The organism is Parasphingorhabdus flavimaris (genome assembly GCF_013371215.1).
GTDB classification, from domain to species: Bacteria; Pseudomonadota; Alphaproteobacteria; order Sphingomonadales; family Sphingomonadaceae; genus Parasphingorhabdus; species Parasphingorhabdus flavimaris.
In genome coordinates, this window is record NZ_JABWMH010000001.1 from 157537 (window position 1) to 175851 (window position 18315).

Annotated in this window: 18 protein-coding genes; 9 read left to right on the forward strand and 9 right to left on the reverse strand. The window is 59.6% G+C overall.

What is annotated here, in order from left to right:
- Nucleotides 1-5 precede the first annotated feature (5 nt).
- On the forward strand, nucleotides 6-911 hold the full coding sequence (gene nudC / locus HUO14_RS00805; RefSeq protein ID WP_176278000.1) for an NAD(+) diphosphatase: 906 nt from the start codon (nucleotides 6-8) through the stop codon (nucleotides 909-911).
- Nucleotide 912: 1 nt separating this feature from the next.
- Nucleotides 913-1935 carry a glutathione S-transferase N-terminal domain-containing protein gene (locus HUO14_RS00810; RefSeq protein ID WP_176278001.1) on the forward strand — a complete coding sequence of 341 codons (1023 nt, stop codon included), beginning with the start codon at nucleotides 913-915 and terminating at the stop codon, nucleotides 1933-1935.
- Here the strand turns inward: HUO14_RS00810 and HUO14_RS00815 are convergent.
- Nucleotides 1932-2345 carry a DUF1489 family protein gene (locus HUO14_RS00815; protein ID WP_176278699.1) on the reverse strand — a complete coding sequence of 138 codons (414 nt, stop codon included), beginning with the start codon at nucleotides 2343-2345 and terminating at the stop codon, nucleotides 1932-1934. The genes HUO14_RS00810 and HUO14_RS00815 overlap by 4 nt on opposite strands.
- A gap of 155 nt (nucleotides 2346-2500) precedes the next feature.
- On the opposite strand from HUO14_RS00815, the gene HUO14_RS00820 reads away from it, so the two are divergent.
- Nucleotides 2501-2917: a hypothetical protein gene (locus HUO14_RS00820; protein ID WP_176278002.1), complete on the forward strand. Its 417-nt coding sequence runs from the start codon at nucleotides 2501-2503 to the stop codon at nucleotides 2915-2917.
- Nucleotides 2918-2968: 51 nt separating this feature from the next.
- Here HUO14_RS00820 and HUO14_RS00825 read toward each other — a convergent pair whose 3' ends face one another.
- Together HUO14_RS00825 and mgtE are read right to left on the reverse strand one after the other, a co-directional pair.
- Entirely contained in the window at nucleotides 2969-3484 is a 516-nt protein-coding gene (locus tag HUO14_RS00825) for a GNAT family N-acetyltransferase (RefSeq protein WP_176278003.1), read from the reverse strand.
- 8 nt (nucleotides 3485-3492) lie between these two features.
- Complete coding sequence (gene mgtE / locus HUO14_RS00830; protein WP_176278004.1) at nucleotides 3493-4902, reverse strand: magnesium transporter; 1410 nt, start codon at nucleotides 4900-4902, stop codon at nucleotides 3493-3495.
- A 162-nt stretch (nucleotides 4903-5064) separates the two neighbouring features.
- Here mgtE and HUO14_RS00835 point away from each other — a divergent pair, with 162 nt between their 5' ends.
- Both HUO14_RS00835 and HUO14_RS00840 read left to right on the forward strand, forming a co-directional pair.
- On the forward strand, nucleotides 5065-5514 hold the full coding sequence (locus HUO14_RS00835) for a peptidylprolyl isomerase (RefSeq protein ID WP_176278005.1): 450 nt from the start codon (nucleotides 5065-5067) through the stop codon (nucleotides 5512-5514).
- Nucleotides 5515-5524: 10 nt separating this feature from the next.
- Entirely contained in the window at nucleotides 5525-6088 is a 564-nt protein-coding gene (locus HUO14_RS00840) for a carboxymuconolactone decarboxylase family protein (protein WP_176278006.1), read from the forward strand.
- Between the two features lie 18 nt (nucleotides 6089-6106).
- Here HUO14_RS00840 and HUO14_RS00845 read toward each other — a convergent pair whose 3' ends face one another.
- Nucleotides 6107-6985 (reverse strand): LysR substrate-binding domain-containing protein, encoded by an 879-nt coding sequence (locus HUO14_RS00845; RefSeq protein WP_176278700.1) that lies wholly within the window; start codon nucleotides 6983-6985, stop codon nucleotides 6107-6109.
- Between the two features lie 345 nt (nucleotides 6986-7330).
- On the opposite strand from HUO14_RS00845, the gene HUO14_RS00850 reads away from it, so the two are divergent.
- Nucleotides 7331-9658 carry a CDC48 family AAA ATPase gene (locus HUO14_RS00850; protein ID WP_343046033.1) on the forward strand — a complete coding sequence of 776 codons (2328 nt, stop codon included), beginning with the start codon at nucleotides 7331-7333 and terminating at the stop codon, nucleotides 9656-9658.
- 10 nt (nucleotides 9659-9668) lie between these two features.
- On the opposite strand, the gene HUO14_RS00855 is transcribed toward HUO14_RS00850, so the two are convergent.
- Nucleotides 9669-11036 carry an MFS transporter gene (locus tag HUO14_RS00855; RefSeq protein WP_246255113.1) on the reverse strand — a complete coding sequence of 456 codons (1368 nt, stop codon included), beginning with the start codon at nucleotides 11034-11036 and terminating at the stop codon, nucleotides 9669-9671.
- Between the two features lie 17 nt (nucleotides 11037-11053).
- Complete coding sequence (locus HUO14_RS00860; protein ID WP_176278007.1) at nucleotides 11054-11374, reverse strand: antibiotic biosynthesis monooxygenase family protein; 321 nt, start codon at nucleotides 11372-11374, stop codon at nucleotides 11054-11056.
- Between the two features lie 135 nt (nucleotides 11375-11509).
- Here HUO14_RS00860 and HUO14_RS00865 point away from each other — a divergent pair, with 135 nt between their 5' ends.
- From HUO14_RS00865 to HUO14_RS00875, 3 genes are all read left to right on the forward strand, one after another.
- Nucleotides 11510-12106 carry a class I SAM-dependent methyltransferase gene (locus tag HUO14_RS00865; RefSeq protein WP_176278703.1) on the forward strand — a complete coding sequence of 199 codons (597 nt, stop codon included), beginning with the start codon at nucleotides 11510-11512 and terminating at the stop codon, nucleotides 12104-12106.
- A gap of 112 nt (nucleotides 12107-12218) precedes the next feature.
- Entirely contained in the window at nucleotides 12219-15128 is a 2910-nt protein-coding gene (locus HUO14_RS00870) for a M16 family metallopeptidase (RefSeq protein ID WP_176278008.1), read from the forward strand.
- Between the two features lie 51 nt (nucleotides 15129-15179).
- Nucleotides 15180-15476, forward strand: a complete 297-nt coding sequence (locus HUO14_RS00875; RefSeq protein ID WP_176278009.1) for a hypothetical protein — start codon at nucleotides 15180-15182, stop codon at nucleotides 15474-15476.
- 76 nt (nucleotides 15477-15552) lie between these two features.
- On the opposite strand, the gene pal is transcribed toward HUO14_RS00875, so the two are convergent.
- From pal to HUO14_RS00890, 3 genes are all read right to left on the reverse strand, one after another.
- On the reverse strand, nucleotides 15553-16056 hold the full coding sequence (gene pal, locus HUO14_RS00880) for a peptidoglycan-associated lipoprotein Pal (RefSeq protein ID WP_343046054.1): 504 nt from the start codon (nucleotides 16054-16056) through the stop codon (nucleotides 15553-15555).
- Between the two features lie 75 nt (nucleotides 16057-16131).
- The gene (gene tolB / locus HUO14_RS00885; protein ID WP_176278011.1) at nucleotides 16132-17472 is read right to left on the reverse strand and encodes a Tol-Pal system beta propeller repeat protein TolB; all 1341 of its coding nucleotides are present in this window, start codon (nucleotides 17470-17472) and stop codon (nucleotides 16132-16134) included.
- 10 nt (nucleotides 17473-17482) lie between these two features.
- The gene (locus HUO14_RS00890; RefSeq protein WP_176278012.1) at nucleotides 17483-18313 is read right to left on the reverse strand and encodes a cell envelope biogenesis protein TolA; all 831 of its coding nucleotides are present in this window, start codon (nucleotides 18311-18313) and stop codon (nucleotides 17483-17485) included.
- Nucleotides 18314-18315: the final 2 nt, after the last annotated feature.

An 18315-nucleotide genomic window follows, 5' to 3' on the forward strand; every position in this document is an offset into this window, starting at 1 on the left:
TAAAGATGCTGACAGCCAGAGAAACCATAGTGCCGACCTTTGCCGGCGGAACCCTCGACCGCGCCGATCAGGTGCGGGTCAATCCCGACAAGTTGCGCGCCGCGATGATGAATCCGCGGGCGAAGCTGCTCAAGCTGGATGGCCTGAACCCGGTATTTGACGATGTTGGTGATCTCGCCTGGGGGGCGGCCTATGAAGCGTCGCCGGACAATGATCTGCTCTTGCTCGGGATCGAGGAAGACACGCCCTTTTTCGCCGAGCTGAACGGGGCAGGGGATGCCGGTCCGCTGGCCAATCGGGCGCTGTGGCAGACGCTGGGCAATCTGCCCGCCGAACAGGCGGCAATCTATGCGACCGCCCGAAGCCTGGTCGACTGGCACGCGCGCCACAAATTCTGTGCGCAATGCGGCAAGCCGACCCAGTCGCGCAAGGGTGGCTGGGCCCGACTGTGCGATAAAGAAAATGACGGCTGCGGCGCAGAGCATTTTCCGCGCACCGATCCGGTCGCGATCATGCTGTCGGAATGCGAAGGCAAGGTATTGCTGGGCCGTCAGCCGCGCTTCCCGCCAAAGAGCTTTTCCGCGCTGGCCGGGTTCTTGGAACCGGGTGAGAGTATCGAAGGCTGCGTGAAGCGCGAGCTGTTCGAGGAGGCGGGGATCAAGGTCCGCGACGTCCGCTATGTCGCCAGCCAGCCCTGGCCATTCCCGTCATCGTTGATGATCGCATGCACCAGCGTGACCGATGACCCGACGCTGACCCTCGACGAGGAAGAGATTGAAGAAGCGGCCTGGTTCTCGCTCGACGAGGTCAAGGGGGCGATGAATGGCGAACCGGATGCACTGTTCGTCGCACCGCCGCCTTTTGCAATTGCCCGGAATCTGCTTCAGCACTGGCTGGATGGAAAGGCCTGATATGACTGGCAGACTCGAACTGGTTGGTGCGCCGGGTTCGCCTTATACGCGGAAAATGCTGGCGCTTCTGCGTTACCGGCACATCGCGCATAATGTCATATGGGGCGGTACGATGGGGCCGCCGACCGGCTACCCCAGGCCCAAGGTCGCACTGCTGCCGACTTTCTTTTTTCCCGATCGCGAGGGCAATCTCGAAGCCGTGGTGGACAGCACGCCGATCATCCGGCGGCTGGAGAAAGACTATCCCGACCGTTCGGTAATCCCTGATCAGGAAGCGCTGCGGTTCATCGATTTGTTGATCGAGGATTATGCCGATGAATGGCTGACCAAGGCGATGTTCCATTTTCGCTGGGCGTTCGAGGATGATGCGGGGCATGTTGCGCCACTGCTGATCCACTGGGCAAATCCCAATCTGCCGGATGAACAGGTCGCCGCCATGGCGTCACAATTTTCAAAGCGACAGATCGACCGGCTTTATGTTGTCGGATCGAACAAGGTCACCGCCAGGACGATCGAGGATAGCTATGTCCGCTTGCTCGGCCTGCTCGACACGCTGATCCAGCAGCAGGGCTTCATTCTGGGGAGCCGGCCGTCTTCCTGCGATTTCGCCCTCCACGGGCAGTTGACCCAGCTTACCCAGATCGAACCGACATCGATGGCGCTGACCACCAAATATGCCCAGCGTGTCAGAGGGTGGATAGACCGGATGGAGGATATGTCCGGGCACAAGGGCGGGGATTGGCTGGCCGAGGATCAATATGGGTCGCTGCAGGGACTGCTGTCGGAAATCGGCCGGACCTACGCGCCTTTTCTGGTCGCCAATGCGGCGGCCGCCGGTTCCGGCGCACAGGATTTCGAAACCGAAATTGACGGGCGATTGTGGCAGCAACCGGTTTTTGCCTATCAGGCGAAATGTCTGGCGGCGCTGCGGGAGGCTTATCAGGGCTTGTCCGCCGATGCGCAAACGCGGGTCGACAGGCTGCTGACCGGAACCGGCTGCGAAGCCTTGTTCGTGGCGGGCTAGACCAGCCCGAGGCTGGCCAGTTCGCCGAGCATCTCTGCGGGCATTTCCTCTGCGCCTTCCGCGCCGTCTCCGAGATCTGCCGGAGCATCCTTTTCCTCGAGATAGCGCCAGCCCTGATGGGCGCGTTTGGGGATTGGCTGGACCGCAATCAGGCGCGGTTCGAGCCTGATCCACTGCCGTCCCTCGCCATTGTCCATGAAGCCGATGATCGGTGAACGGCCGACGATTTTCTTGGCGTGAATCCAGTAGAGCGACCCACCGACCATTTCCGTGTGCCGCTTGGGCAGATAGCGGGTGGTGAGCCGGGCTTCGCCATCGGTGGCAGGGTGATCCTTGTGGGATTCCAGCCAGTGCCGCAGCGTCGCCGGGCTTTCGCTACGATAGGCAATTTTCGTCATGTTCAGGGGCATGGATGACATTTGTGGGCGACGACCGGTTTAGTCAAGCGCCTTCCGGTGCCGCCGCTGCAAATCAACCGGGTCGACGGCCCATCATGCAAGTTTATTATTGCAAATGATTATCAATATCATATTATGAGGGGAATCAGATAGCAAGGAGACGGAAATTGGTCGAGATTTTGGAAAAGCTGGCGATGCCGTTGCCGGATATCAGGGCATTGCCATCGGTCGAGGCGCGGCTGATCATTGCCTTTCGGCTGGCAGTGGCGGCGAGCCAGAATGATTATGATTGCCGGGACCAATTGTCAGACCGGCTGGGCGGTAACCGGGCGGCAACGCGCATAATGATCCTCGCGGAAACAATCGGCTTTGCCTGGCCCGAACCGTTTCAGATCGGTCGTCCTTGCTGCTCGCTCACGACCCCGGACGAAATCTGGCTGATCGCGGCCATCCGTCTTGCCGCTTGCGAAAACCGGCCCGGATTTGATGGGCTGAGCTGCGAGATGATCGGCGGCGATGCGCGGGAGAGGATTTACAATGACCTGCGCGGCTTTGTTGCGGCCTATTCCGGCACGAGAGGATGACGATCGCATGGCGGGGGGCTGCTAAGGCATATGACCCCTGCCTTCCGGTCGCTATGCTGGTCTGGGCCGTGCAAACATCCTGGCCGTCTTTTGCTGATATTCTGAATCGCCGGTGGTCCGAAAGCCGAGCCTTTCCGCCAGCCGGATCGACGGGGCGTTTTCGGGACTGATAATGCAAACGGTTTTCTCGGGGCTGATCTTCTCGTCCAGCCAGCCTTGCGCCGCTGTCATCGCTTCCCGCGCATAGCCTTTGCCATGTCCTGCTGCGGCCAGAATCCAGGCCGCTTCGGGGAAGCGGTCGAAATCCGGTCCCAGTCCGCGGCGGAAGTCGCTGTAACCCACTTCTCCGACAAATTGCCCTGATGATTTCTCGATCAGCGCGAATATGCCGAAGTCCATGACTTGCCAGCGCCCGACATATCCGAGAAACCGCAGCCATGCTTCGGCTTCGGTGGCGGGCTTGCCGCTGATAAATTCCACCACAGCCGGGTCCTGCCACATGGCGTAGCAGGCCTCGAAATCCTCGATCAGATGCGGACGGAGCAACAGGCGTTCGGTTTCGATCATTCCGCGCTCTAAAGGCTGACCATGCCGCTACCGACGGCGAGGCCGAGGAAGGCGAGAAAGCCCATGGTATCGGTGATCATGGTGACAAAGACCGAAGAGGCGAGCGCGGGATCCTGATCGAGCCGGTCGAGCATCACCGGCACGAATATGCCGGCAAAGCCAGCGATAACGATATTGATCAGCATAGCCACCGCGATCACGCCGCCAAGCATCGGATTTGCAAAGACCAGACCGGTGCCCAGTCCGACCAGCACGGCGATGGTCGCGCCGTTGAGCAGGGCTATGCGAAATTCCCGGCCGATAATCCGGCGGGTGTTGGACCGGGTCAGTTCGTTCATTGCCAGCGCGCGGACCGAGACCGCCATCGTCTGGGTTCCGGCATTGCCGCCGATCGAGGCGACAATCGGCATGAGCACTGCCAGTGCCACCATCTGCTCGATTGCCGCGCCGAATATCGCGATGACAAAGCTGGCGACCAGCGCCGTCGCCAGATTGGCGATCAGCCAGCGCACACGGGCGATGTAGGAATTGCGGATCGGTTCGTTGATGTCGCCGTCGCCGGCACCGGACAGCAGCAACACGTCTTCGCTGGCCTCGTCCTCGACGATATGGAGAATGTCATCGACGGTGATCATCCCGATCAGCCTGCCGTCGTCGTTGATCACCGCAGCCGAGATCAGATTATATTTCTGGAAGCGCAGCGCGACCTCTTCCTGGTCCATATTGACCGGGATCAGCGACTGCTCGCGCTTCATCACGTCGGCGATGGCAATGTCGCGCGGGGTTCTGAGAATCCAGCTGAGCTGGCAGGTGCCAATCGGCCGGAACGCCGGATCGACAACGTAGATTTCCCAGAATTCGGTGGTCAGATCGTCATTCTTGCGGAGATAGTCGATCAGGTCGCCGACCATCATATGTTCGGGCACCGCGACAAATTCGCGCTGCATTATCCGGCCGGCGGTTTCCTCGTCGTAGGTGAGGGCGCTTTCGATCGCGGCGCGGTCTTCGGCATCGAGCTCGGCAAGGACCGCCTGCTGTTCGCCTTTCTCGAGATCCTCGATAATCGCGACGGCGTCATCGGTGTCGAGCTGCTCGGTCAGGTCGGCAATCTGGCTTGCGTCGAGCGCATCCATCAGGTCTTCGCGAACATGCTCGTTCATCTCGGCGAGGACGTCGGCGCTGACCAGATCGCCCAGGGCGGCGGCCAGCGGCGCGCGTTCGTCCGAATCGACCAGTTCGAACAGATCGGCAATGTCGGCATTGTGCAGCGGATTGACGAGTTCCTGCGCCAGCGTCGTATCATTATCCGATACAGCGTCGGAAACCGAGCGGACGAATTCGTCGGTCAGCCGGTTGTCATCGTCGAGAACATCCTCGCGTATGATCTCGTCATGCGGGGTGTCGTTGATCTCGGTCATCGCGAAGCTCCCCCTTCTATGCGCGTTTGGCTGCTTACTAGTCGTGGCGGCCGTATAATTGCAATCATTTGTGACATTTTACGCAAGGCAGGGTGATTTTTCCAACCACGCCGCCTATATGCGCCCCAAGATTGATTCAATGAACAAAAAGGAACAGACAAGATGGCGCACGAAAAAATGACTTTCCACCTCGACACAGGCGATGTCGAAATCAAGCTTCGCCCGGACCTCGCGCCGAACCATGTTGCCCGGATCACCGAGCTGGCATCCGAAGGCTTTTATGACGGCGTCGTATTCCACCGCGTCATCGACGGCTTCATGGCCCAGGGCGGCGACCCGACCGGTACCGGCATGTCCGGCAGCGACAAGCCCGATATCGCGCAGGAATTCTCCAAGGAACCGCATGTCGAGGGCACGTGCTCGATGGCCCGCACGATGGACCCGAACAGCGCCAACAGCCAGTTTTTCATCTGCCTCGACGACGCCGGCTTCCTCGACGGCCAATATACCGTCTGGGGCGAAGTCACCTCCGGCATGGAAGCGGTTCACGCACTTCCAAAAGGCGAGCCACCGGTAAAGCCGGGCACGATCAAGTCGATCACGCTGGCTTAAAATATCGGAAATGCGTCTCGATAAACCCAGGATCGCCCCGCTTGCAGAGTCCGAACTCGGACCCGAGCAGCGGGCGATGCTGGGCGAGCGCTTCCGGTCCGGAAAGATATTCAATATTTTCCGGACGCTGATCAAGGCGCCAAAGGCCTATAAGGCGTTCATGTGGTGGGGCGGCTATATCCTCTCCGACCATAATGATCTGCCCGCCCGCGAGCGCGAGATCATCATATTGCGCACCGGTTTCAACTGGAAGTCGGGCTATGAATGGGCGCAGCATGTCCGCATCGGCAAGGATTGCGGTCTGACCGACGAAGAGATCGAGCGGATCAAGGCCGGACCCGACGCGCCGGGCTGGACCGATATCGAAAGCGCAATGCTGCGCGCAACCGACGAACTGACCGGCGACGGTCATGTTGCCGATGCGACCTGGGCGGCGCTCAGTCACCTCACGGAAAAACAGCGCATGGATCTGGTGATGACTGTCGGTCAATATAGCCAGGTATCGATGCTGCTCATCAGCTTCGGCGTGCAGCTGGACGACGATCTTGTGCTGGATCCCGACCTCACGGCCTAGAGCCGCGAAAGTGCGAACCTAGAGTCCCGCTTTGATTACCCAGTCATGGAAAACCCGCACCGCGCGGTTCTTCTTGTCGCGTTTGCGGCAGACAAACCAGTAGCTGTAGGGACTGTCGACATCATGGTCGAACAAGCGCACCAGCCGCGGATCATTGGCATCAGAAAAATGGCCACCGTGCATGATCGCTATACCGAGGCCCTGCGCCGCCGCCTCCAGCATCAGCGGACCGCTGTCGAGATGGTCGATATTGGCGGGTTGCAGGTCGGGCAGGCCGACCGCCTTCTTCCACTGGTCAAAGGCCCGCGTCATATTGCTGTGAATCAGGATATTGTGGTTCTGCAGGTCTTCGGGACTTCTGATCGCATTCGGCCCCTTGGTCAGTTCCGCCGAACCGATCGCGTAAACCTTGTTGCTGTCCAGTTTGACCGAATAGAGATTGGGGTCGACATTATCGCTGATGATGATCGCGGCATCGACCGAGTCGCCGAGAATATTCTCGGCATGGGCGGATGTGTCGACGTCGATGTGCAATTTGGGATATAATTTCTTGAGGGCGTTCAGCTTCGGCAGCAAACGGGTGGCTCCGAACAGCGGCAGGACTCCGAGCCGAAGGCGCATGTCGCCGCCGGAAACGGTCATCTGGTTCACCGCTTCGGCTATATTCTCCAGCGCGGGCGAGACGGTTTCCAGCAACAGCTTGCCATCGTCGTTCAAGACCATCGACTGGTTGCGTCGTTCGAACAACGGCTTGCCGATATGGTCTTCTAGCGACTTGATTCGCCGGCTGAGGGCAGGGGCGGACAGCGCCAATTCGGCTGCGGCAGCCTTGGAAGATCCCAGGCGAGCCACCCGGGTAAACGCCTCGAGGGCACGAAGAGGGGGCAAGCGCCGCATAGAAAGGCCAATCACGTTGCTTCATCAGCTTTGTGCAATGCAAGATTTTACACGAATCTGAGAAAAGGGTGGAAAACAGTCACTAACTGTAATTACAGGTTGCAAACTTTGCAACATGCAATGTTCTTTTCGCACTTGCACAATAAATGGATTCGGTGCATTCAGAATGGGCCTTTCAGGCATCCTCTCCTAAAAACTTTTATAGGCCAGTTCCTCGGAACTGGCCTTTTTTTTTGGTCGAGTGCCGCCATCGTGCCCGCCTTTTGAAAATCAGAGTCGCATATCGCCGGGGTGATCCCTATCTTGTTGGTAACAACCAATATGATATCCGAGGAGATACCCCCCGTGTCCGATCAAGAGCCGAGTCAAGGCCAGCCCGAAGACGACAGCAAGCTGCTGAAACTGCAAGTTGCCAACGCCAGACCCGAAGATAGCGGTCGCGGGCTGGCGCGGCTTTCTCGCGACAATCTGGTAAAATTGGGGCTGGTGGAAGGCGATGTTGTCGAAATTATCGGCAAACAGGCGACTCCCGCCCGGGCGGTCTTGCCCTATCCGGAAGACGAAGGCCTCGATTTCGTCCGGCTCGATGGCTTGCAACGCGCCAATGCCGGCGTCGGGGCGGGCGATTTTGTCGAAATTCAGAAGGTCGAATCCAAGCCGGCCAAGAAGGTTGTTTTCGCCCCCGCGCAGAAAGACCTGCGTCTGCAGGGCAATGGCACCGGACTCAAGCGCAGCTTCATGGGGCGTCCGCTGAAGGCCGGTGACTTTGTCGCGACCCACGGGCAGCAACAGGTCGATCGCAGCGACATGCCGCCTCAGTTGCGGCAAATGCTGGCAGCTCCGGCTTTTTCCCTTACCCAGATCCGGCTCAATGTTGTTTCGACCGTGCCGAAGGGCATCGTCCATATCGACGAAAATACCGAGGTCGAACTGCGGCCGGAATATGAAGAATCGACCGAACATCGCCGCGCCGACGTGACCTATGACGATATCGGCGGCCTGCACGACACCATCGACCAGCTGCGCGAGATGGTCGAGCTGCCGTTGCGTTATCCGCAACTCTTCACCCGGCTTGGCGTCGATCCGCCACGCGGGGTGCTGCTGCATGGCCCTCCGGGCACCGGCAAGACCCGGCTGGCGCGGGCAGTCGCCAATGAAAGCGATGCCGAGTTTTTCCTGATCAACGGTCCGGAAATCATGGGCTCGGCTTATGGCGAGTCCGAACAGAAGCTCCGCGAGATATTCGAGGCAGCAACCAAGGCCGCGCCGTCGATCCTGTTCATCGACGAAATTGACTCGATCGCGCCCAAGCGCGGCCAGGTACAGGGCGAGGCCGAAAAGCGGCTGGTGGCGCAATTGCTCACCCTGATGGACGGGCTCGAATCGCGGGTCAATCTGGTGGTGATCGCGGCGACCAACCGGCCCGAAGCCATTGACGAGGCCTTGCGCCGTCCCGGCCGTTTCGATCGCGAGATCATCGTCGGTGTACCGGACGTGGCCGGCCGGCGCGAGATACTCGGCATCCACACCCGCGGCATGCCGCTCGACAAGGCTGTCGATCTGCAGGAACTGGCGCGCACAACCTATGGCTTTGTCGGAGCAGATCTGGCGGCGCTGACCCGGGAAGCGGCGATCGAAGCTGTCCGCCGGATCATGCCCAAGCTGGATCTGGAATCGGAAACCGTGCCCACGGAAGTGCTCGATGAACTGGTGGTTCACCGGCATGATTTTGTCGAGGCGCTGAAACGGGTCCAGCCGTCGGCGATGCGCGAAGTGATGGTTCAGGCACCGGACGTCCGCTGGGAAGATATTGGCGGCCTCGACGACGCACAGATGCGCCTGAAAGAGGGTATAGAGCTGCCGATGAAAAACCCCGAGGCCTTCACCCGGCTGGGCATCCGGCCGGCCAAGGGATTTCTGCTTTACGGCCCGCCGGGAACCGGCAAGACCTTGCTGGCCAAGGCCGTTGCCCGCGAAGCCGAAGCCAATTTCATCGCCACCAAATCGAGCGACCTGCTGTCCAAATGGCATGGCGAGAGCGAGCAACAGATTGCCCGTCTTTTTGCCCGGGCGCGGCAGGTGGCGCCGACGATCCTGTTCATCGACGAGATCGACAGTCTGGTGCCGGCACGGGGGCGGGGCATGGGCGATTCCCAGGTTACCGAGCGGGTGGTCAATACCATCCTCGCCGAGATGGACGGGCTGGAGGAAATGCAGTCGGTCATCCTGATCGGCGCAACCAACCGTCCCGGTCTGGTCGATCCGGCACTGCTGCGGCCCGGCCGGTTCGACGAACTGGTCTATGTGTCGGTTCCCGGCAAGGACGGCCGCCGCCGCATATTGGCGATCCACACGTCAAAAATGCCGATGGCCAAGGATGTCGATCTCGACGAAATGGCCGAGCGCACCGATCGCTATTCGGGCGCCGATCTGGAGGACCTGGTCCGCCGGGCAGGGCTGCACGCACTGCGCGAGTTCGGTGGCCTGGTCGAAACCGTCCAGATGAAGCATTTCGAGAAGGCGCTGGAAGACAGTCGCGCGTCGGTGACCCCGGAAATGGAGGAAGAATATTCCAAGATGGAATCACAGCTGAAGCAGAACGCGATGAGCGTCGAGCCGATCGGCTTCGTGTCACCGGGAATGTTGACGCCGATCAAGGACAGCAAGCATTGAAGGCAGGGTCCTAGCGTTCGGTGGTCATCCGGTCATCGAGCTCCAGGGTCTTGAAGCCCCAGCCGAACAGGAAAACGCAAACGGTTGTCGCCAGCCAGAACGGCAGCGGTCCGGCATAGGTGTACAGCAGGACGCCTATCGCCGGCGAGGCGATGAAGGCCATGCCGTTCACCGAAGCAACAATTCCGGCGACGCCATTCTGCTCTGACCGCTTGACCGCGAGCGATGCGCCGGCGGTAAAGCCGGGTCGGAACAGGCCAAAGCCCAGCGACGCGACCGCAAATCCGCTGATGATGCCGTATAGATCATGCGACAGCCCGATGATCAGGCAACCCAGTGCGCCGAGGATCATGCCCCACAAGATCGAGATGCGCGGCCCCATTTGCAGCAACGGGATCAGCCCCCATTGGGCGAGCAGGGTCGCCGCTGCACCAGCCATCAGTACCAGACCGGTCATTCTGATCCCCATTTCCGGATCTGCGCGCAGGCCGAGCCGGTCGAGCACGAGATAGCCGATGACGCCCAATATCAGTGCATGGGCATTTCCGCCCAAAATGCCGGTGATCAGCCAGGGCTTGATGCGCTCGTCGCCCCAGCGCAGACGGGGTGGCAGGCTTGCCGGCTCGTCATTCTGGTTGTCGTCATCGTCATCTTTCAGACTATTGGACGAGGGCGCAGAGCTATAGGGTTCGGACGTAACCACGCCACGTGCCTTGTAGCCGGGATTGTCATTGGGCAGTTTCAGAGCCAGCGCGATCATCACCAATATGCCGATGGCGGCAAAGGCGAACATCGGACTGGAAAGCCCGAGGAAGGGGATGATCAGCAACGGCGCGACAGCCGGGCCGACAATCGTGCCGAGACCGAAGGATGACGCGATCAGCGACAGGGCCTTGGTCCGGTTGGCCCGCGCGGTCCGGGCTGCGACATAGGCCTGCACCGCGGGCGGGGCAGCCGACCCGAGACCACCATATAGGCTGCGGAAAAAGGCGAACAGGATGAAGGTCCAAAGCGCGCTGTACCAGCCAAGAAGTCCCAGATATAGGGCCATTCCCGCAAGCGCGAAGGAGGTCGTAAAGCCGATCATGCCCAGTCGCATCAGGGCCTTGCGACCACGATGGTCGGATTGGCGCGCCCATTTTGGCGCGGTGTATACCCAGAGCAAAGCGGACCAGCTGAAAGCCGCGCTGACCCAGAAATCGGGAATCCCCAGTTGCGTCCCGATCGTCGGGAGAATCGATTGCATCGCCGTGTTGCCCGATGCCGTGACCAGCATGACCGAAAACAGCACCGCCATCCGCGTGCTGTCGATCGGTTTGGCGTCGGGAATGGCAGCGGCCTTCGGGCTCAGCGGTTCAATGTCGGGAGAATCAGCCATATCGTTCCTATGCCGCGCTATTTCTGCCAGTCATAGCCGCGCTCGACACGGGCGACATGGAGCGTATATTGGCTATACCATCTGCCGCGTCCCCGTTCGCGGATAACCACATGTTCCGGGTGGTCGCGCCATGCCTTGGCGCTGGCGTCGTCCTGCCAGTAGCTGATCGTGATCCCCAGGCCATCGCCGGACCTCGCGTGATCGTCCCCGAGATAGCCGGGTTGTCTGGCGACCAGTTCGCTCATTGCCGCCGCCGCTGCCTGATAGCCGTCCTCATCAACGCCGGTCCGCTGTGCGCAGAATATGACTGCAATCGAGGTTTCGGGATAAAGCTGCATCAGCCGCTTTTAGACGGTCGGTTGCAACGGGCAACCCGTAATATATTTGTCAGCAGTGCTGTAACGCCCTAATAAGACAGTTTGATCGGACACCGGAGGATAGAGTTGTCTAATAGTATCGCCAAAACAAAGTTGATGGATCGCATCAAGTCGCGCGTCGAGCGGCGTCTCGGACCCTGGGGTGTTTTCTTCAAGGGGTTCCTGAAACACCCGGTGATGGTTGGATCGATCATGCCGTCTTCCGACATCACGATCAAAAAAATGCTCGAGCCCGTCAAGTGGGAGGAATGCGATCTGTTCGTCGAATATGGACCGGGGGTCGGTACATTCTGCCGTCCGGTGCTCGAGCGGATGAAGCCCGATGCGATGCTGATCGTGATTGATCTCAATCCCGATTTCATCGATTATCTCGGCAAGGCGATCTGCGACAGCCGCTTTTACCCGATCCACGGCTCTGCCGCCGATGTGCAGCAGATCATCCGCGACCTTGGCCACGAAAAAGCCGATTATATCCTGTCCGGCCTGCCATTTTCGACATTGCCCGATCAGCTCGGCCCCAAAATTGCCAGCGAAACCCATGCGGCGCTCCGACCGGGTGGCGCGTTTCTGGTCTATCAATTTGTCAAAAAGGCGCGTGCCTTCATGGAACCGCATTTTGACCATATCGACAATGGCTATTCGTTCTGGAACGTGCTGCCCTGTCATCTGTTCTGGGGGTGGAAAGCCAAATAGCCATTGGTCGATGGCTGAATGTCGTTCGTCGAAGCCAATGGCCGGCGAGCCTCCATTTACCTTCATGTCTGACAATATATTATCTGCATTTTGATTGAAGAGGATTATCCCGATGTCCCGTTTGTCCCGCTCCCTGTTACTGGCTCTGTCCACCACCGCCTTGACGATAGCCGCTCCTGCGCTGGCAGAGCATCACAAGTCGCCCAAGCCGGCACCGGTGAGCGAACTGGTCGACGCGGTTGATATTCCCTATGAAGAATTCACCCTCGACAACGGACTGAAGGTTCTTGTTCATACCGATCGCAAGGCTCCGGTGGTCGCGGTATCGATCTGGTATGGCGTCGGGTCAGCACACGAGCCAGAGGGCAAGACCGGCTATGCCCATCTGTTCGAACATATCATGTTCAACGGATCGGAAAATGCCCCGGGCGATTTTTTCGATCCGCTGCGGCAGATTGGCGCAACCGATCTCAACGGCACGACCTGGCTCGACCGGACCAATTATTTCCAGACCGTCCCGACCTCCGCGCTCGACGTCGCGCTGTTTCTTGAAAGCGACCGGATGGGCCATCTGCTCGGCGCGGTGACGCAGGAGAAGCTCGACAACCAGATCGGTGTTGTATCGAATGAAAAGCGCCAGGGCGACAATCGTCCCTATGGACTGGTCGGCTATCGCCAGACCGAATTGCTGTTTCCCGCGGACCATCCCTACGGGCATGACACGATCGGTTCGCTGGAAGATCTCGAAGCCGCGTCGCTCGACGACATGAAGCAATGGTTCACCGATCATTACGGGCCGAACAATTCGATCCTCGTGCTGGCCGGCGACATTGATGCCGCTACCGCAAAGGCAAAGGTCCAGAAGTGGTTTGGCGCGATTCCGAAGGGCAAGCCTATTCCGGAGCTCAGCCCGGAACTGCCGACGCTGGAGGCCCCGATCTACGAGGTGATGAAGGACAAGGTCGCGACCACGCGCATCTATCGCAACTGGGTGGTGCCGGGTCTGAACGACCCCGACTATACGCCGCTTGATGTCGGCATGACCGTGCTCGGCGGTCTCGCCAGTTCGCGGCTCGACAATATCATGGTGCGCGAAGAGAAAAACGCGGTCTCGGTTACCGCTTATGTGCTTCCGTTCGTACATGGCAGCCTGGTGGAAATTACCGCTGACGTAAAGCCGGGTGAAGACGCCGACGCCGTCGCCAAGCGGCTCGATGAAATCATTGCCGACTTTATCGCCAACGGACCGACTCAGGATGAAGTGCAGCGGGTCGCGACGCGCGATGCCGCGGCGCGGATCGCCGGTCTGGAACAGGTTGGCGGATTCAGCGGCAAGGCCGTGGCCCTGGCCCAGGGCGAACTCTATTCGGACGACCCCGAGCATTATAAGAAGGAACTCGGCCGACTGGCATCGACGACACCGGCAGCGGTCAAGGCGGCGATGCAGAAATGGCTGACCCGTCCGGTGCTTGGCATCACGGTGGTCCCGGGCGAACGCGAAGAATATCAGGAAGTCGGCGCCGGCATCGGCGAGCGGACCGGCGTCCTGACTGCTCCTGCCTTTTATATGCAGAATGGCGAAGCCGGCACCGTGACGGCCCCGGACCGTTCGCAATTGCCTCCCGTGGGTGACATTCCCAACGTCGATTTCCCCGATGTCGAGACCGCGACCCTGTCCAACGGCATCAAGGTCTATTTTGCCCATCGTGACGCGGTGCCGATGACCCGTGTGACCCTGTCCTTCAATGCCGGGGCCAGCGCGGATTCTGCCGACAAGCTCGGGCTGCAGAATTTCGTGACTGCGATACTGGAAGAAGGTACCACAAGCCTGACATCGGTCGAAATTGCCGAACAGCAGGAACGGCTGGGAGCCAATATCAGCATCGGCGGTGGTCGCGACCGCACCGATGTCGACCTCAGCGCGGTCAATCCCAATCTCGATGCGTCGCTCGACCTGATGGCGGACATTGTCAAAAATCCGGCGTTCAACGCCGATGATATCGAACGCATCCGGGTCCGGCAGCTGACCGCGATCGACCGCGAGGAAAGCGATCCCCTGAGCATCGCCAGCAACACATTGCCGCCGCTGATCTTCGGTTCCGAACATCCTTATGGCCGCGGCCTGTCCGGCAACGGCATCAAGGAAACCGTCTCGTCGATCACCCGCGATGATCTGTCGGCCTTTCATGGGCAATGGATGCATCCGGCCAAGGCAACCATCTTTGCCGCGGGCAAGATTGACAAGCAGCAGCTGGTCGACAAGCTCGAGATGCGCTTCGGCAAGTGGAAGGGCGAGGGCAAGGCCGCTCCGGCGAAAAATTTCGATGCCGCCATTCCGGACGGAGAGGGCAGAATCGTCGTCGTTCACCGTCCCAACTCACCGCAATCGATGATATTGGCCGGGCAGGTGCTCCCGTACAAGGGTTCGGACGATTTGCTGACGCTCAACGCAGCCAACGAAATATTGGGCGGCAACTTCCTTTCGCGGATCAACATGGATCTGCGTGAAACCAAGGGCTGGAGCTACGGCACGCGCAACAGCGTCGTGCGCGGCGAAGACCGCGTATTCTACACGATGCGCGCGCCGGTCCAGACCAACCAGACCGGCCCCGCTGTTGCCGCGATTGACGCACAGGTCCGCAGTTTCCTGGGTGACAAGGGTGTGACGGCAGCGGAACTGGAACGCACGGTCAACGGCAATGTCCGCGAATTGCCCGGCCAGTTCGAGCGTACTCCGAGCATATTGGGGCAGATGCAGGGCGACGTGATGCTCGGACGGCCCTCCAACTATGCCGAAACCGTCGCGGACAAATATAAGGCTCTGACCACAGAAGATGTGAACAAGGCGATGGCCGAAGCGGTCGACCCGGACAAATTCACCTGGGTCATCGTCGGCGATGTCGACAAGATCAAGGCCCAGCTGGATGCGCTTGATATGCCCGTCGAATATCGCGGCTATGAAGCTAGTGACACTGCTGTTAATAGTGAGGGCAGTTCGGATGATTCGGCAGGCAATGATTAGTGATCGGCCGTCTGGCACGAATTAGGGCTTTGACATTAAAAGGAGAATGGAATGTCTATTGATGGAACTTATGCTTGTGTGACGAAATCCCCGATGGGAGACCAGACGTCGGAATTCACCATCGTCACCGACGGTGACACGTTCACCGGCAACAATGCCGGCGCAATGGGATCGATGGATGTCGAAAACGGCAAGGTCGACGGCAATCACATCACCTGGGAAATGAATATGACCGTTCCCATGCCAATGAAGCTTGAAGGCGATGCGATCATCACCGACGGCGAACTCGTCGGATCGGTAAAAGCGGGCGCTTTTGGTGAAATGGCGATGACCGGCACCAAGAAATAATCGACCGGATATTTAAAAAAAGGGCCGCTACCTGATCAGGTAGCGGCCCTTTTTTTGTCTCTGCTGTCAGGCCGGTCTAGCGAACAACAATACTCACCGCGCGGCGGTTCTGTGCCCAGGCGCTTTCGTTCGAGCCCAGAGCTTTCGGCCGTTCCTTGCCATAGCTAACCGTGGTCATCCGCGACGGGCTGACCCCGAGCGAAGCGAGGTAGTTTTTCGCGGCATTGGCACGGCGTTCGCCGAGCGCAAGATTATAGTCGCGGGTACCGCGTTCGTCGGCATGGCCTTCGATCGTGATCCGCGCGTTGGGATTGCGCGCCAGCCACTGGGCCTGACTCTGCAAAATCGCCTGATCGCGCTGATCGACATTGAACTTGTCTGTATCGAACAGGATTCGGTCGGACATCGTGTTGGCCAGAAAATCACCCTGCGAACCGGCAGCATAGCCGGGCCCCTGGTCGACAGGTTGAGTCGGCGTATAGGTGTCCACCGGCGCCGGAGGCAGTACTTCCGGCGCTTTCTTGGCACAACCGGCCAATACCAGAGTGGCGGTAATCAGGAGGGGGGTCGCATATTTTATCATCATATTGCTCCTATCAAGTTTAGCCCTTGGGGCAGTTATAGCCATTTTCCAGTGACTTGTCGCGTTTCTAATTTATGGCAGCAAAGGTCCCCAGGCCGGATCCGAACCATTGACCGGGGTTGGCAATTCCCGTTCATTCCTGCCCGTCAGGTCGACTTGCCAGATGCCGGTGCCACCGCTTCCCCGGGTCGTGCGGAAAAACTGGATCACGCGCCCGTTCGGTGCCCATGTCGGTGCTTCGTCCTGCCAGCTATTGGTCAGCAGGCGCTCGCCGCCGCCGCTTGGCGTCATGACGCCGATACGAAAATTGCCGGCGATTTTGGTGAAGGCGATCAGGTCGCCGCGCGGGCTCCATTCCGGGGTTGCAAAACGACCGCCACCAAAGCTGATCCGGTGTTCGTTGCCGCCGTTGGAGTCCATCACATATAGTTGCTGGCTGCCCGAACGGTCACTTTCGAACACAATCCGTCCGCCATCGGGCGAGAAGCTGCCACCGATATCGATGCCGGGAGAGAAGGTCAGCCGTTGCGGATTGGCGCCGCCGGATGTCGATACTTTATAGATATCGGTATTGCCGGCAATCGCCATGGAATAGAGAATCCATTTGCCGTCCGGAGACCAGCGCGGCGCGAAGGTCGGGTTGGTACTCTGGGTGATCAGGCGCTGCTGGCCGGTCCCGATATCATAGATGTAGATCCGCGGGTTGCCGTCGAGAAAGCTCAGATAGACGATGCTCTTATAGTCCGGCGAGAAGCGCGGTGTCAGCGCGGTGGCCTGACCATTGGTAATGAACCGGTGATTGGCGCCGTCGCTGTCCATGATAGCAAGCCGCTTGGTCCGGTTACCCTTTGGACCGGTTTCGGCGATATAGGCGATGCGGCTGTCGAAAAACGGCGATTCACCGCTCAGCCGGGAATAGATGGCGTCGGCGCATTTATGCGCGGCCCGCCGCCAATCCCGCGGTTCGACGACAAACCCGTTCCGGGTAAGTTCGGTTTCCAGCGCGACATCATAGAGATAGCAGCCGACGGTCAATTTGCCGTCGGGATTGGCTTTGACGAAACCCTGGATCAATGCCGAGGCATTGGTGCCGCTCCAATAGGGGAATTGCGGCGCGGTCACTTCGGAAAAGCTGATTCCGCGCACCTGATTGCGTCCCACCGGCTTGAACAATCCGCTGGACCGCAGGTCGGTGACGATAACATCGCTGATCTTTCCGCCCAGTTCGCTGGTGTTGCCAGCCGGAGTGTCGATATTCTGCTGTGTCGGCAAGCCTGGCACCGCGATCACCAGCTCCTCCGCTCCGCTATTGTCGACGTCGACCGTCAACTGCGCGTGGGCGGTTGCCGTGAGTCCGACGCTGGCGATGACAGCAAGGATCAATGATCGAATATAGAGGGCGGGCGATTGCATATATGGTCTCCTAGACGCCAAGATAGAGGACAGGTTCGATAACCTTCCATTCGTCATAATATTTTTCCGGGAATGTCGTGAACGGCGCGGCAAGCTGGACCGCGGCAATGGCCCGTTCCTGATGGATGTCGACCTGCGACCGGTTGCTCGGGGTGATGCCGGTGGTGGTCGCGGTCGGCGTGCCGACGATCCGGCCATTGCTGTCCAGCCGCGCGGTAACCTTGGTGCGCAAAAGTTCGGCATCCGCGCCCGACGGAGGACGCCATTTCTGCTTGATCAGCCGGTACAGCTCGCGTTCGAGCGAGGCGACCGCGGCGGGCGAGGCTTTTTCCGCCGCAATATTCTGGTTGCGACTGACAGAGGAAGCGTCGGTCACCCCTTTAAGGAAATCATCCCCCAGTCGCGATCCCCGTGGCTTGGCTGCGGGCTTCGGTTCGGCCTTGGGAGCCGGCTTCGCGGCTGGTTTCGCCGCCGGTTTGGGATCGGACCTGGCGGTGCTGCTGGACGGTTTGTCCGGGCGTCGGCGTGGCTCGCGGGATGTGGGGGCTGGTGCCGGTTTCGGCCGGGCTTCGGCTTTTGGCGGTTCCGGCAATGGTTCCGGCGTCACAAAGCTGCTCTCTTCGGGCGCGCCGAGTTCCGGCGCGACGCTGGTCGCCGGGGTGATTTTTGCAGGATCGGGAGCAGCGCTTTCTAGGCCGACTTCGTCGGCAATCATCACCTCGATCGGCTTGTTGCGAAACGCGTCATTGGTCGAGCTGAGGACGCTCAGCGACAACACGCCAAACAGCGCGACGTGACCGGCAGCAGCTATTCCCAAGCCAATTTTCTCAGCACGTTCCATAT